The 13,862-nt window shown below is 63.5% G+C and carries 14 protein-coding genes and 2 pseudogenes; 11 read left to right on the top strand and 5 right to left on the bottom strand.

Features of this window, described 5'->3' with window-relative positions; all coding sequences use genetic code 11:
- Window positions 1-104 precede the first annotated feature (104 nt).
- Window positions 105-477 (bottom strand): annotated as a pseudogene (locus QFZ94_RS05830) (Tn3 family transposase); the annotation flags it as partial.
- Between the two features lie 1,230 nt (window positions 478-1,707).
- Here QFZ94_RS05830 and QFZ94_RS05825 point away from each other — a divergent pair.
- The 3 genes and pseudogenes from QFZ94_RS05825 (at window position 1,708) to QFZ94_RS05815 (ending at window position 2,813) form a co-directional block, all read left to right on the top strand.
- Window positions 1,708-1,992 (top strand): AAA domain-containing protein, encoded by a 285-nt coding sequence (locus tag QFZ94_RS05825; RefSeq protein WP_410851393.1) that lies wholly within the window; start codon window positions 1,708-1,710, stop codon window positions 1,990-1,992.
- Window positions 1,943-2,284: pseudogene (locus QFZ94_RS05820) on the top strand (amino acid ABC transporter substrate-binding protein); the annotation flags it as partial. The gene QFZ94_RS05825 and the pseudogene QFZ94_RS05820, both read left to right, overlap by 50 nt.
- 244 nt (window positions 2,285-2,528) lie before the next feature.
- Complete coding sequence (locus QFZ94_RS05815) at window positions 2,529-2,813, top strand: hypothetical protein (RefSeq protein ID WP_429455866.1); 285 nt, start codon at window positions 2,529-2,531, stop codon at window positions 2,811-2,813.
- Window positions 2,814-2,879: 66 nt separating this feature from the next.
- On the opposite strand, the gene QFZ94_RS05810 is transcribed toward QFZ94_RS05815, so the two are convergent.
- The 3 genes from QFZ94_RS05810 to QFZ94_RS05800 all read right to left on the bottom strand — a co-directional run bounded on the left by QFZ94_RS05810 (window position 2,880) and on the right by QFZ94_RS05800 (window position 6,383).
- A complete protein-coding gene (locus tag QFZ94_RS05810; protein ID WP_429455865.1) occupies window positions 2,880-4,679 on the bottom strand; it encodes a chloride channel protein in 1,800 nt (599 codons plus the stop codon).
- A 2-nt stretch (window positions 4,680-4,681) separates the two neighbouring features.
- The gene (locus QFZ94_RS05805) at window positions 4,682-5,098 is read right to left on the bottom strand and encodes a MarR family winged helix-turn-helix transcriptional regulator (RefSeq protein WP_176106657.1); all 417 of its coding nucleotides are present in this window, start codon (window positions 5,096-5,098) and stop codon (window positions 4,682-4,684) included.
- Between the two features lie 118 nt (window positions 5,099-5,216).
- Window positions 5,217-6,383: an HPP family protein gene (locus QFZ94_RS05800; protein WP_429455864.1), complete on the bottom strand. Its 1,167-nt coding sequence runs from the start codon at window positions 6,381-6,383 to the stop codon at window positions 5,217-5,219.
- Window positions 6,384-6,682: 299 nt separating this feature from the next.
- Here QFZ94_RS05800 and QFZ94_RS05795 point away from each other — a divergent pair, with 299 nt between their 5' ends.
- From QFZ94_RS05795 to QFZ94_RS05770, 6 genes are all read left to right on the top strand, one after another.
- Window positions 6,683-7,000 (top strand): DUF1840 domain-containing protein, encoded by a 318-nt coding sequence (locus tag QFZ94_RS05795; protein WP_368582237.1) that lies wholly within the window; start codon window positions 6,683-6,685, stop codon window positions 6,998-7,000.
- An 18-nt stretch (window positions 7,001-7,018) separates the two neighbouring features.
- The gene (locus QFZ94_RS05790; protein ID WP_429455863.1) at window positions 7,019-7,360 is read left to right on the top strand and encodes a hypothetical protein; all 342 of its coding nucleotides are present in this window, start codon (window positions 7,019-7,021) and stop codon (window positions 7,358-7,360) included.
- Window positions 7,361-7,482: 122 nt separating this feature from the next.
- The gene (locus QFZ94_RS05785) at window positions 7,483-9,282 is read left to right on the top strand and encodes a chloride channel protein (RefSeq protein WP_429455862.1); all 1,800 of its coding nucleotides are present in this window, start codon (window positions 7,483-7,485) and stop codon (window positions 9,280-9,282) included.
- Window positions 9,283-9,320: 38 nt separating this feature from the next.
- Entirely contained in the window at window positions 9,321-9,818 is a 498-nt protein-coding gene (locus tag QFZ94_RS05780) for a universal stress protein (protein ID WP_368582239.1), read from the top strand.
- 57 nt (window positions 9,819-9,875) lie between these two features.
- Window positions 9,876-10,013 (top strand): hypothetical protein, encoded by a 138-nt coding sequence (locus QFZ94_RS05775; protein ID WP_013092287.1) that lies wholly within the window; start codon window positions 9,876-9,878, stop codon window positions 10,011-10,013.
- Between the two features lie 387 nt (window positions 10,014-10,400).
- A complete protein-coding gene (locus QFZ94_RS05770) occupies window positions 10,401-10,832 on the top strand; it encodes a response regulator (protein ID WP_368582240.1) in 432 nt (143 codons plus the stop codon).
- Between the two features lie 98 nt (window positions 10,833-10,930).
- Here QFZ94_RS05770 and QFZ94_RS05765 read toward each other — a convergent pair whose 3' ends face one another.
- Entirely contained in the window at window positions 10,931-11,722 is a 792-nt protein-coding gene (locus tag QFZ94_RS05765) for a DUF4410 domain-containing protein (protein ID WP_429455861.1), read from the bottom strand.
- 826 nt (window positions 11,723-12,548) lie between these two features.
- Here QFZ94_RS05765 and phaP point away from each other — a divergent pair.
- Both phaP and QFZ94_RS05755 read left to right on the top strand, forming a co-directional pair.
- On the top strand, window positions 12,549-12,974 hold the full coding sequence (gene phaP, locus QFZ94_RS05760) for a TIGR01841 family phasin (RefSeq protein ID WP_368582242.1): 426 nt from the start codon (window positions 12,549-12,551) through the stop codon (window positions 12,972-12,974).
- A 418-nt stretch (window positions 12,975-13,392) separates the two neighbouring features.
- Window positions 13,393-13,851 (top strand): DUF2844 domain-containing protein, encoded by a 459-nt coding sequence (locus QFZ94_RS05755; RefSeq protein WP_410851385.1) that lies wholly within the window; start codon window positions 13,393-13,395, stop codon window positions 13,849-13,851.
- Window positions 13,852-13,862 lie beyond the last annotated feature (11 nt).

Genomic DNA, 13,862 nt, shown 5'->3' with positions numbered 1-13,862 from the left:
CTTTCGTCGCCCGCGCGCCTAGCCGGAGCGCGCATGATTGAGGGCGGCCAACAAAACCGCACCACGCGCTGCACTCCTGCGGTCTGTGTGCATACCGAACCGGTTCACGGTCCAGCCATGCGCCGCCATGGCGCCGCATCAAGAAGCATCTCTCGATAGCGATCGATCGGAAAGGTCAGCGTTCCACGGAAATTCACATGCGTAAAATGCGCTGGCCCCATCCGCCGTAACCAGTCGTCGTCCACCCCTTGGCCCTTGCTTCGCCAACGATCAAGGGTTGCCTGGATGCGTTGTGTATTCCACGCAATGACCAGGTTGGTCAGCAGCGTCAAGGAGCCAGAAATCGCGATCATTTCGTCGCGGCGCCGCCCGCGCTCCGGCGCGATCTTGACGGTATAGATTGCGCGCTGCAACTGATGGACCGATTCACCGCGGTTGAGCAGCGTATGCATTTCACGCCCGGAATTCAATGTTGCTGCCCGTCATCCACTTCGCGACCGTCACGATCACACCGTGGCCGTACCAGCAGTCCGGAAAAGGATCACATGCGGTGTCGAGGAAGGCCTGTCCGGCCTCGGACAGCCGGTATGCGTTGAAGCGCTCGCTTTCCGACTCAACAAGCCCCAGCGCCAGCAGCGGTTGCACTGCTGACATGCGCATCGGCTGAGAGACATAGAATCCCGGCCGGCGCATTGCCTGGAAGGTGAGGTTCTCGTTGCCGCGCAGCTTCTGCGTGCCGCGGACCCGGCGATCGCGCTGCCAATTGTTCGACGCGAGCGCAATCCTGCAGGCGAGCGCCTCAACCGCGTTGGCGGCCTCGATGTTCGACACTTGCATCGACTCCCGCGCTATGGCTGCCGCTGCAATACCGAGCAACGGCCACAGCAGCTGCCGGCCGGTCCAGATACTGCCCATGCCCGGCACCGCCAGCTCATTGAATTGTCGTACAGCGGCGCCGCACATCGAGGGTGCGGACGCGGCGGACCGACGCCAACCCATCAGCGCCGAGCAGTCCCCATGATTGAGCAGAGTCAGTCATCCCTTGTATTCCCTTTGTACAGAAGTTGCACGCATCAATCCCCCACCAGCGTGGTGCCCGTCACGCGATAGTGTTCGAGGCACCGCTTCAGGCACAGCCGCCTTCGCCCGATTGTCACAACGATCTGGCCCGTAAGTCACAGAATGCGATGCCGTCGGTGAGGCGCCTCCTTGCTGCCTGCCGTGTCGGCGCGCGCAGACTCCACGGTTGCGTAGCGGGCAAGAACTTTCGTTTGGGAGGGCAGTACCTTCGAAGATCCCTGCCGATATGGATACCGCGCTGGCGTACGGACATATCGGCTGATAGCGAGGAGTTATTCACATCACAGTCGATCTATTACGTAGTGTCGGTATGGGCCAAATAATCTTGAATCCACAAGGTAATCGACTAATCGATCAGTGCGCTTTGTAGGAGTTCGTTGTGGATCGGGGCCGATTGTATGAGCAAAGACGTCTTCGCGATAGCGAGGTCTGCTATCGGAGAAGCGGTGAGATGCTCCGCAATCGTTTGCGTTTGCATTCGCTCAACAACCGGAGGTATTTACTAGCATCAGGACACTACATGTCCGAAATAGTCGTCTACGAGTCCACGAGAAGGCTGGCCATCATCGACGAAAAGGCGTTTGGCGCCGAGTTACTGATCCCGCGGCGGTGGCGCGCAGAGTCGTTATGGTGGGCGATCACAACCGATGCGCTGGACGAGTCGATCGGTTATCGCCGGCCGATGAACGAGGGAACGAGGTCGAAAATCTCCTCAAACGCAATGTCTTCCAGGATCTCTTCGAACAATTGCCGAAGAGTCACAAGGGCATGCTGACCACACAGCATCGCATGGACGAGCATATTGGCCAGCTGGTAAGCGAGCTATTCTATGAAGGTCGTCTGCAGTCAAGCCGCCAGGACGGAGCGCCTCACGCTCGAAAGCGGCCGTGCCGTCGCGTACATGATGGATGACGTGTTGCTGGCCGGCACGCGCACGCTGACCGCCAAGCCGTCGGACTGGATCATCACCGGCACGCCGCAATCGTCGGAAGCGTATGGCTTCATGTTGCGCCGCGACGATCCCGAGTTCAGAAAGCTCGTCGACGACACGCTCGAACAGGTGATGAAAGGACCCGAAATCCACACGATGTACGACCGTTGGTTCGTCAAGCCGGTGCCGCCGAAGAACATCAGCTTCGACTTTCCGATGAGCGATTCGCTGAAGCAACTGTACACGCAGCCGAACGACAAGGCGCTCGAATAACGGCTTTTGCCGCGACTGCATGCAGGAATCGGTTTCTGCGTGGCAGTGTTTGGCTCTTTCCTCTATACCTGGCTATAGGCGGCGCGTTTCTGTTCAGCGTCGCCTATAGCGGCAACGGAGGTGAAAAGTGAAGAAGCCGATGGAAACTTCACGGCGCGGACGGGTTTTCCTCTGTGGAATCCTTCCTGCCGCGCTAGCGTTAGCAAGCGGCGTATTCATGGTGTCCGCCAACGCTGACGCGCCCATGCGCGCGATCACGATCGTATCGGGCACCTATGGCGAGAATTGCGGCGCGCCGCGCGGCAACCTGACTCGCGAACTCGAGCGTCATTGCAACGGACGGGAAACTTGCGACTACCCGCTGCCCGGCCTGCACAAAGGCGGCACGACGCTGGCATGCCCACGCGACTTCCGCGCCGAATGGCATTGCGACCACGCGGACTTCCACACCGCGGCGCTGGGTCCCGGCGCGAAATCGGGCGACACGCTCGTGCTGGGTTGCGTCGAGTCGCGCGGCGCGGGCAAATAGCTGCATGCGCGAATAAAAAGGCCGAGGCCCTCACGGGACTCGGCCTTCGACTATTGCGGCGGTTTTTCAGCTGGCTTTACGAACCGGCGCGAAGCGCCGCTTGCCGAGCGACGGCCCGATCCGACGGAACCGCTCCCGTTTGTGTTCCTCTTCGAAGTGAGCGAGCGACGGCTTGACCAGATCGCTGCGCGACACGATTCCGATCAGACGCATGCTGTTGCCATCGGCGACCACCGGCAGGCGTTCGAGTCCCAGCACGGCGAGCCGCGTCGCCACGAGCCGGCAGGTTTCGGATGACAACGCAAAGGCGGTGTTGTGCTGCGCGAACACGTCGGCGAGCGTCATCGCGCGCTTGCGCTCCGGGTCCTCGGCGCAGAAGCGTTCGAGCGACAGGCGGTCGGCCACGCCGATCACGGCGCCGTCGCGCACCACCGGATACGCGCGGCGCAGCTGGTTCGCGCCGAATAGCGTTTGCAGCGTTGCGCCGACCGTCGTGGCTGCATCGACCGATTCGACCGAGGCGGTCATCACTTCGTCGACATAGTGGCGCTCGAGCGGATCGACGCCGTACTCGCGATAGATGTGATATCCGCGTCGCGCGATTTTCTCGGTCATGATCGAGCGCCGCATCACCACCGTGGAGAAGCCGTGCGCGATCAGCGTTGCCGTCAGCAGAGGCAGCAGCGCGTTGGCGTCGTGCGTGAGGCCGAACGCGAACACGATGGCCGTCAGCGGCGCGCCGAGCGTGGCGCCAAGCGTCGCGGCCATGCAGACGAGCGGCCACAGCGCCGGCTCGCTGCCCGGCAGCCAGTGCGCGAGTACCGTGCCGAGTCCGGCGCCGAGCATCAGCAGCGGAGCGAGCACGCCGCCGGACGTGCCCGAGCCGAGCGCGATGACCCACATCACCGCCTTCACGGTCAGCAGCAAAAGCGCGACCTGCACCGCGATATGCTGATGCAGCAAATCGCCGATCACGTCGTAACCGACGCCGAGCGCGCGCGGTTCGAGCCAGCCGCCAATGCCGACGACGATGCCGCCGAGCGCGGGCCACCACATCCAGTGGATCGGCAGCTTGCCGAACAGGTCTTCCACTTTGTAGAGCGCGGCGGACAGGCCGGACGCCAGCGCGCCCGACAACACGCCCGCGACCGCGCATGACAGCAGCGACCAGCCATCGGGCGCGGCGGTCTGCAGCAGAAACAGCGGACCTGTAGCGAAGAAAATCGCGCGCGCGAAGCCGGCGACCGCGCAGGCCACCGCGACCGGCAGGAAGCTGCGAGGGCGCCACTCGAACAGCAGCAGCTCGACCGCGAGCAGCACGGCCGCGAGCGGCGTGCCGAACACCGCGGTCATGCCGGCCGCGGCGCCGGCCACCAGCAGCGTCTTACGTTCCGCCGACGTGACCTTCACGCATTGCGCGATCAGCGAGCCGAGCGCGCCCCCGGTCATGATGATCGGGCCTTCCGCGCCGAACGGCCCGCCGCTGCCGATCACGATGCCCGACGACAACGGCTTGAGCACGGCCACTTTCGGCGACATCCTGCTCTTGCCGAACAGGATCGCTTCGATCGCCTCGGGAATGCCATGGCCGCGAATTTTTTCGGAGCCGAAGCGCGCCATCAGTCCGACGATCAAGCCGCCGATCACCGGCACGCCGATCACCCAGATGCCGAGCGTATTGGTGGCGGGCGAGCGGTCGACGAACGACAGCGTGCCGAAGAAAAACAGGTTGGTGAACAGGCGAATCAGGTTCAGCAGAACAAAAGCGGCAAACGTACTGACGAGGCCGATGCACGCGGCGAGCGCGAAAATGCCGGGCAGCCGTGCATTTGCCGCGAAGTCGCGTTTGTGGGAATCCATGCTCATGGTTAGTCGAGGTCGATCTGAGGAATCTGAAAGGAGCCTTCGAGCGATCTCAATTCGGCGCGATGCAATTCCGCGAGCCGCTCGAGTACCCGTTCTCCCGCTTTTTCGATGTGTACTTCAACCTGGCGACGATCGGTTTCGCTGACCTGGCGGCGCACGAGACTCAGTGCCTCGCAGCGCGATACCAGTGCGACGACGCCGTGATGTTGCGCCTGCAGACGCTCCGCGAGTTCGCCGACGGTCGCCCAGTCGCGCTCGGGATAGCCCTTGATATGCAGCAACAACAGGTATTGCAACGGCGTGATGCCCTCGTTCTGCGCGGCCTGCTCCGAGAAGCGCTCGAAGCGCCGCATCTGGTAGCGAAACTCCGACAACTGCTCGAAATCGCTCTTGACGAGCTTGCGAGTCCGTACTTTCATGAGATATCCGCCGTTGAGAAGAAAAGCCGAAAATATATCACGGCATGATGTATTTGGGTGGATTGCGGCCGTGGCAACGGCATCGCGCGGCAGGTCTCCTTGCTCTTATAACTGAAAATCAGGCCGCGTTGCGGGCTTGGGTGGCGGTCTGCCGATATAGGCCGGAGATCAGGTCCACCTGCGTGATCATGCCGACCACGCGCCCCGCGCGATCGAGCACCGGTACATGGTGGTGCCCATAGTTCGCGAACATCGGCACGAGTTCCGTGATCGGATCGGAGGCGGCGACGGTGCATACGTCGGTGGTCATCAAGCTGCCGACGTTCGACGTGCGAAGCGCATCGCCGCGCAGCCAGCCGTCGAAGTAGTTCAGGATCGGACCGAGCGCGCCGAACTTTTTCCTGTCGACGAAATCGGCGCGCGTGACGATGCCGAGCAGCTTTTGCTTCACATCGACGACCGGCAGCGCCTTCACGTTGTGGCGCCTGAACAGCTCCCATGCGGCGGCGGCGCGCGTGCCCGGCGACACCGACACGACATGGCGCGACATCACGTCTTCGCAGCGCAGTTCGTCGAAGCTGCGTGAGAAAGCCTGCAGCTGCGTTTCGCGCAGCAGCGAATAGAGGTCGTCGGTGCCGATGTCGAGCATTTCGTCACGGCGTCGCAGCACGGCTTTGACGTCGTCGCGGGTGAAGCCGACACGCGCGGCTTCGTCGGCGGCCTGGTTCGGCGTCGCGCGGTCCTGGCGTCCCGCATGCGGATAGCGATGGCCGGTTGCCGCGTGATAGACGAGCGCCGCGAACAGCAGCGCGGCCGACTGGATCGCGATCGGTTCGAGCACGAAGCGGTAGCCGAGCGCATGAATGACCGGGCCGCCCAGCACCGCGGTCAACGCGACCGCGCCCGACGGCGGGTGCACGCAGCGCAGCGCGAACATGCCGGAGATCGACAGCGCCACCGCGAGCGCGGCCGCGAGCGTCGGATCGCCGATCAGCATCGCGCAGGTCACGCCGACCGTCGCGGACACGAGGTTGCCGCCGATGATCGACCACGGCTGCGCGAGCGGGCTCGCGGGCACCGCGAACAGCAGCACTGCGGAGGCGCCCATCGGCGCGACCAGCAGCGGAATGTTGGCGGTGGGGCCGAGCAGCAGATACATCAGACCGCCGGTGAACGCGATGCCGAGCAGGGCGCCGAGGCACGAACGCGCACGCTCGTGCCACTTCACGGTGACCGGTGCGGGGAGAAAGCTGGCAAGCCAGCCGAGAGCAGGAGAGCGGGACAAGATAGGAGCGGAAAGTAGTCGATGATGCCGGGCCCGACATTACCGGGGAAACCCTGGCAACGCGAATACAGTCTGGTCATGATTATATTTCAATATGATATAAAAAGTTCTCCAGCCCCCGCCCGACACGCGAAATCTGTCGCATATCGCAGACAGTCGAGCGCGGGCCGACGTCCTTCAGCCTGGCCCCAAATCGCCAAGCCGCACGTTCCTGTTTATCACGTTGTGATATAAAATGATGGTGACCGATTGGCAGCACTCGTTGGCCGGTTGCCTGATAGACCGATAAGGGAGCCATCATGATGATCACATTTCAATCGACGGCGTCGCCGGACGTCGTCATGCTGAGGGATCTCGCGCAATATCTGCTAGGCCTGATCGGCAAGCGGCTCGGCGAGCGGGGCGTCATCAGCCACGACGAGCTGGTCCGCGCGATCGATCGTCTCGAAGCCGCCATCACCGAAGACGCGGCCGCGGAAACGACGCTCGAAGCATTGCACTGTTCAACGAGTAATCAGCGCGAGTCGCGCAACCGGCTGTCGCAGCGCGCATGGCCGTTTCTGGACATGATGCGTGCGGCGCGCGACTCGGACGCGGACATCATCTGGGGGCTGTAGTTCGTCGAGGGAATCGCGATGAAACGATTGACGTCGCGTCGACGCTTCGCAATCCTCGTTATTTCGGTTTGCGCCGTCCCGCTTGCCCATGCGTTCTCACCTGCGCAGGAAACCGGACGATACCAGCAGCCGATGCGCGACCCATGTGCCGCGTCGCGCGACACCGGGGTGCGAAGCAAAGTGATCGGCGTGTATGGCGGCACCGTTGTCGACCAGTTGTCCAGTGGAGCGGTGGTGCTCGTGAAATGGCCGAACGGTTCGCCGCACGAGGCATGGACCCCTCGGTCGCACAGCCATGGTTTGCCAGTCGATCCCGCGGCAAACGCTGCTCATGTTTTCTTTCTGTGGCCGGAGTCATAGCCCGCGGCGTTCCTGATCGCCGCGCCGAACAAGCGCATGCGTTCAGGTACGGCTAATGCGCGCGCGATGCTGTTACGACGGCACACCCATTCCCTATCTCGATCCGACCATGAGGAGCGGCAGTGCAGACCCACGCGTCAAAAGGCGACTTCGCCACCGATACCCGGCTTCTGCGAATCACGGTGATTGCCGCCGTGGTCGGCTTGTTGAGCACCTTCGCCGCGGACTTCCTGCTGCACCTGATCCGCTTTTTCACCAACCTGTTCTTCTTTCAGACGCTGTCGATCGCGGACCGCTCGCCGCGCAGTCATATGCTAGGGCTGTGGGTGATCGTCGTGCCGGTGGTTGGCGGTCTGATCGTCGGGCTCATGGCGCGCTTCGGATCGGAGCAGATTCGCGGGCACGGTATTCCCGAAGCGATCGAAGCGATCCTGTTCGGCAAGAGCAAAATGTCGCCGAAGGTCGCCGTGCTGAAGCCATTGGCGTCGGCGATCGCGATCGGCAGCGGCGGACCGTTCGGCGCCGAAGGGCCGATCATCATGACGGGCGGCGCGCTCGGGTCGTTGATCGCGCAGTTCTTCCATCTGTCGAGCAGCGAGCGCAAAACGCTGCTGGTCGCGGGTGCGGTCGCCGGCATGACCGCGGTGTTCGGCACACCGGTCGCCGCCGTGTTGCTCGCGGTCGAGTTGCTGCTCTTCGAATTGCGGCCGCGTAGTCTGCTGCCGGTTGCGGTGTCGTGCGCGGTGGCGGGTTTTTCGCGGCCGCTATTTCTGGCCAGCGGTCCGCTGTTTCCGCTGCAGACCTTGCCGCTCGGCGCGCTCGGGCTTGCGTCGTGCGCGCTCGCGGGGCTGATCGGCGGCGCGCTGTCGTGGGGATTGTCGACGCTGCTCTACAAGGTCGAGGACGCGTTCGCGCGGCTGCCGTTTCACTGGATGTGGTGGCCCGCGCTCGGCGGCATCGCGGTCGGCATCGGCGGCTATTTTCAGCCGCGCACGCTGGGTGTCGGTTATGACGTGATCGGCGATCTATTGATGCATCACCTCGCCGTGAAGGTCGTGCTGGCGATCGTGCTGGTCAAGGCGGTGATCTGGGTGATCGCGCTGGCCTCGGGCACGTCCGGCGGCGTGCTCGCGCCATTGCTGATGATGGGCGCGGGCGTCGGCGCGGTGCTCGGTCCGGCGATGCCGGGCGGCGACCCCGCGGTCTGGCCGCTGGTGTTCATGGCGGCGGCGCTCGGCGGCATGATGCGCGCGCCGATCATGGCCGTCGTGTTCGCGTTCGAACTGACGCACGACGCGAATGCATTGCTGCCGCTGTTGACCGCCGCCGCGGTGTCGTACGGCTTCACGGTGCTGTTCATGCGCCGCTCGATTCTGACGGAGAAGATCGCGCGACGCGGGTACCACATCTATCGCGAGTACGGCATCGATCCGCTCGAACGTCATCACGTGGATGAAGTGATGACGCGCACGGTAAAGACGATCGATTCGAGCCTCAGCGTCGCCGACGCGCTCGCACAGTACTTCGGCTCGACGCAGATTCATCGCGCGTACCCGGTGGTGCAGGCGGGGCGGCTCGTCGGCATGGCGGATCGGGGGATGCTGAGCGCGGCGCTCGACGAGTGTCGCGCGACGGCGACGGTCGGAGAGTTGTGCGCGAGCGATGCGAACTTCGCGAGCGAGCGGCTCGACATCGCGTTGCCGGAAGAGACCTGCCGGCACGTCGCCGCGCGTCTGGCCGCGCGTTCGCTCGATCGCGTGCCGGTCGTCGCCGATACATCCACTTATCGGCTGATCGGCATCGTGTCACGCCACGATCTCGTCAAACCCTCGCTGTCGATCTTCAACGAGGAACGCGAGCGCGAACGGTTCCGGCGCATTTCGCTATTCCAGGGCAGGGATTCGGTGGCCACTGACATATAATTAATTGATGACTTGCCGCGCGGCGCAAGGAGGTTCTCATGTCGAGCTTCAAGCGCATTCTTCTCTGCTACGACGGAACACGCGAAGGACAACACGCGTTGAAGGACGGTGCCGCTCTCGCGCAAGATCTGAACGCGGAAGTGCACCTGCTTTCCGTGCTCAACAATACGGCGTGGATGCAGGGCGCGGACATCACGTCCGCAGTGCCGGTCGATTTCATCAACGAATCCGCCAAAGCGCTGCTCAACGAGGGCTTGCAGAAACTCGCCGCGCGCGGAATTCGCGCGACTGGTCATCTCGCGATCGGTGAACCACTCGATGAGATTCCGTTTTTCGCTAACGACCTGAAGGCCGATCTGGTCGTCGTCGGTCATCGTCGCAGTCACGGACTCGCGCGATGGTGGGGCGGCCGGCACGACGGGCTGTTGCTCGACCGCGTGACGTGCAGCGTGCTGGTGACGATGGGCGCGGCAGCCGATGCGCCGGCCGCAGTCGCAGGCACGGGCGAGACCGAGCGGTCCGCCGAACATTCATGAGTGTTGTTTGTGTTGAGTTGAGAGTTGTGTTGTGTTGCGTTGGCACGGAGGCACACCATGAAAGTCGTCGACGAACAGTTCAATCATCCCCAGCCCGTCAAGCACAGCGATAACGAAAAGAGCAAGCTGCCGCAGCGCGCCGCTGATGCGCAGCGGCCGAAAAAGAAACCCGAAGGCGAACCGCCGGTCGAGTGACGCGGGGCGGCGCCACGCCGTTCAATTCGCGCGTAAATGCTAAAACGCTGCCAGGCCCGAAAACCTGGCAGCGTTTTTGTCATGCCTGCGAGTCTCCTTGCACCTGCGACCGACTGTGCGTCTGACGATCGGAAGTCGGTGCTGATCGACCACAGGAACGTACGCGGCGCACCTTGGGTCCGGTCCGCGCAAGGAACGAAAGGTCCGGGCGGATTATCGTTCAAATGCGAATCGTTCCTATTGAAGAACTGCAACGATTTACAGAACAGATGGCAAAAGTGGGTATTTCCGATGGCGTCATGATGCCGTGATGCGCGGTTTGACGGCTCCGCGAGGACGGTACAGCGTTTGCTACCCGCCCAAAGGTTTAATCGCAGGCCGCCATACATGTCACGAAATTCGACTACCTGCCAGAGATGGAGCGCCCGAGAGGTCCAGTTATTGCACGACGTGCCGCGCGTGCTCGTCGTCGACGACAACGAGAGCGCCGCCGAAGCCCTTGCCACCTGGCTGTCCTACGAGGGCGTCGAGGCGCGCGCCGCGACCGGCTGCACGGCGGCGCTGCGCTGCGTGCGCAACTGGGTTCCCGACGTCGTCGTACTCGACATCATGATGCCGGAGCGCGACGGCTATGAAACGGCGAGCGCGCTGCGCCGCTATCTGCCGACGCACAGCCTCGGCATCGTCGCGTTCACGTCGCTGGACGAAGATCACGTGAGGGAAACCGGCCGCGAGCGCCACAATTTCGACGGCTATTGCCAGAAGGGCACCGCGCCCGCCACGCTGCTCGCATTGTTGCGACGGCTGTGGCGCGGTTAACGACGGCGCTCGCGTCGACAAAAAAACGCGGCGGCGCGGACATCTCTCCGCGCCGCCGCACTTTTCAGCCGGGCGCGCAGCCCGCCGCGCTCAACCGCTCAGCTTTTCCGCGCGGTCTGCATCCAGCCGGCTTCGACGCCGAACTGCGCGATCTGTTTCGCGACCGCATCGGCGAGGCGCCTGGCATCGTCCGACACGCCCGCGCGCTTCGTTTCAGTCACGCCGTGCAGGCCCGCGCCGGCCGCTGCCGCGGTCGCGACGGTGCCGGCCGCCGCGCCGACCCCGGCGGTTTCGACCATGCCCGGCATCTTGCCGCTGTCCGCGTTGGCCGTGAAGCTCTGCACGACGCGCGGCGCGCCCCCCGCGGGTTGGTAGACGATCTGCACCGCGCTGCTCACCTCGCTCTTGCCGGCGCCGAGGCCGATCAGCGTACGGCGGCGGCGATTGCCGGCGTCGATCGTCTCGAATCTGCCTTGCACGAGCAGCACGTTCTGGCCGGCGGGCACCGGCGCGTCGGTGCGCACCGCGTGCAGACCCATCGCCTGCAGCTGATGGACGATCTCGTCGGCGACCTGCTCGCGCACCTGGGCGGCATCGGCAACCTGCTTCTGCGCGTCCGTCGAACCCGACATCTGCGTCTTCAGTTTCTGCAGCAGGCCGCTGTGATCGAGCTTGACCTGCTGCGGATCGGCATCGAACGTGTACACGTAGATCGTGTCCGGATGCATCGTCGACTGTGTGCCTGCGTCGGCCGTCGCGGACGTGCTCGTCGCGCTCAGATTCGTGACGCTGGCGCCGGCGCAGCCGCTCAGCAGCGCGCTGCCGCACACGAGTGCCATGCAGGTGAAACGGGCGGCGTTCTTTTTGATGAAGTTCACTGAAGTCAACATGATGATCCTGTCGTCGGCACGCGGTGCCAGTTGGTTCGAGTCCAGCGCCGATGATCGGGCAACCGTGGGATCGTCGATCATCGGCGAAGGGATTCGCACGTGAAGCCTTTCGATCTCATGCGTCTGTGATTCGTCACGCACCGGCAGCGAACGAAGTATGGGCGCGCGGGCCGCCGAACTCCATTCAACAATTATTTCGAGCGATGTCACGGCGACATGAAGGCGCGAAGCGCGGGCAGCCGCAGCGAAGCGCGACACGAAACGGCGGGGAGGGGATGGCGAAGAGAGAAGGCGCGGAGATCCAGCCGCCGATCAGTTCAAAGCGAGCTTGACGATGCAGCACAGCACGAACACGAGCAAGGCGGCGGCAATGGCCATGTCCATTGGATAGCGCATTCCTTCACCCTGTCCTGATGTTGCGGAGCTCCTATCGTAATCACCTGACCGAAGATGGAAAGCGCCAGTGAAGCGCCAATGTGGGACAGGCAACGAAGTCGCGCAAAGCCGCACGGAGCGGGGCTGCGGGAGCGCTTCCACCCATCGGCGAGAGGCGGCAACGCACCGATCGCTCGATTGCGCTCGCATGCGCGAAGCGCGCGCCGCGAACTTCGACGCGATGCACGTCAGCGTCCACGAATGCGCGTCAGGGTGAGCGCCGCTGGCGCAACGCAGCCGGATCGCGCATGATTGCTGCGATGTGCCGTGCGACCCCCAAAAGCGTCTCGCTGTGGCGGCAGGCGCGGCACACGCAGCCGCCGGCATCGGCGTCGCGCCTGGTGCGGGCGGCGCAGAGGCGATGAGTCTTCAACCGCAAGGAGGATTTCGCATGGACCGACCCGATGCAGCCAATCCGTTTGGCGATCTGACCAAAATGCTGGAACAGTTCAAGCTCCCCGGCTTCGACGTACCCGCCATCATGGAAGCACGCCGTAAGGACATGGAAGCGCTGGTTCAGGCGAATCAGACAGCATTCCAGGGGATGCAGTCGCTCGCGCAGAAACAGGCCGAGATGCTGCGCAGCACGCTGGGCGAACTGCAGTCGCTGACTGCGCAACTCACCGCGGCCGGCGCCGCGCCGTCGAGCAAAACCGCGGAGCTGATCCAGCAGAGCCTGCACAAATCGCTCGCCGATATGCAGCAACTCGCGCAAGCCGCGTATCAGACGCAGGCGGAGTCGTATGCGGTGATCGCGAAACGCGTGGAGGAGAATGTACAGGAACTGAAGTCGCTTCTTCAGCAGCAAAAGAAGTAGCGCACGCCGCGAGTTCCGAACGAGCTATGTCGCGGGGGGCCGTCAAGCCCTCCGCGATTTTTTTGCCCCGTTATTCGGCAGACGCTTACATCGATAAAAAAGCGCTGCCCTCATTCACAGCATTTACACGCGACGGCCGAAATTTCCACAGCCTGCTGCTTCTAAATATCAGAAGAAAACCAAAGCATTGTCGCCAAAAGACTTTGTCCGCACGGATCGAAGGTAGTCGAACGATCCCGGAACCTCCAAAAGTTCAAATCGCATAGCAAACGATTGCCGCGTGCGATTCCCCTGACTTAAAGTTTCGCCCCGCCTTTCCGTAGACGCATTCACGCAGCCCGACCGGCGTGAAGGCAACCCGGCCTGGCCGATCAGGTGTGCGCCCCTGGTTTCGCGTTTTCACCTCGAAGGAAATCTTTTGAATCCGAAGCTTCTTACCCGCATTGCCTGCGCGGTGCTCGGGGCATGCTGCGCGTTGCCGTTCGCCGCGCACGCGACGCTCGGCCAGAACGCCAGCACCGTCGACGGCGATCAGACGCGCCTGCGCGCAGTCGCTCATGCGGCCAGCGCGCAGGGCGCCTATTCGGTGCACGCGCTGACGCTGCCGTCCGGCACCCAGGTGCGCGAATTTGTGGCGGCCAACGGCATCGTGTTCGGCGTCGCATGGGATGGCCCGACGCTGCCCGATCTGAAGGCGATGCTCGGCGCATCGTTCGACGCCTACGTCGCCGCCAGCGCGACGCGTCGCGGCGTGCCGCTCGCGGTGTCGAACAGCGATCTCGTGGTGTTCTCGAGCGGCCATCTGCGCGCCTTCACCGGCTACGCGTATCTGCCGCAGGCGGTGCCCGCCGGCGTCGACGTCAGCGTCATTCAATAACGGAGCGAATC

Origin of the sequence: Paraburkholderia sp. JPY465 (assembly GCF_050436725.1) — a bacterium.
GTDB lineage: Bacteria > Pseudomonadota > Gammaproteobacteria > Burkholderiales > Burkholderiaceae > Paraburkholderia > Paraburkholderia youngii.
The sequence above is the reverse complement of the archived record's forward strand: the minus strand, read 5'-3'. Positions and strand labels throughout refer to the sequence as shown.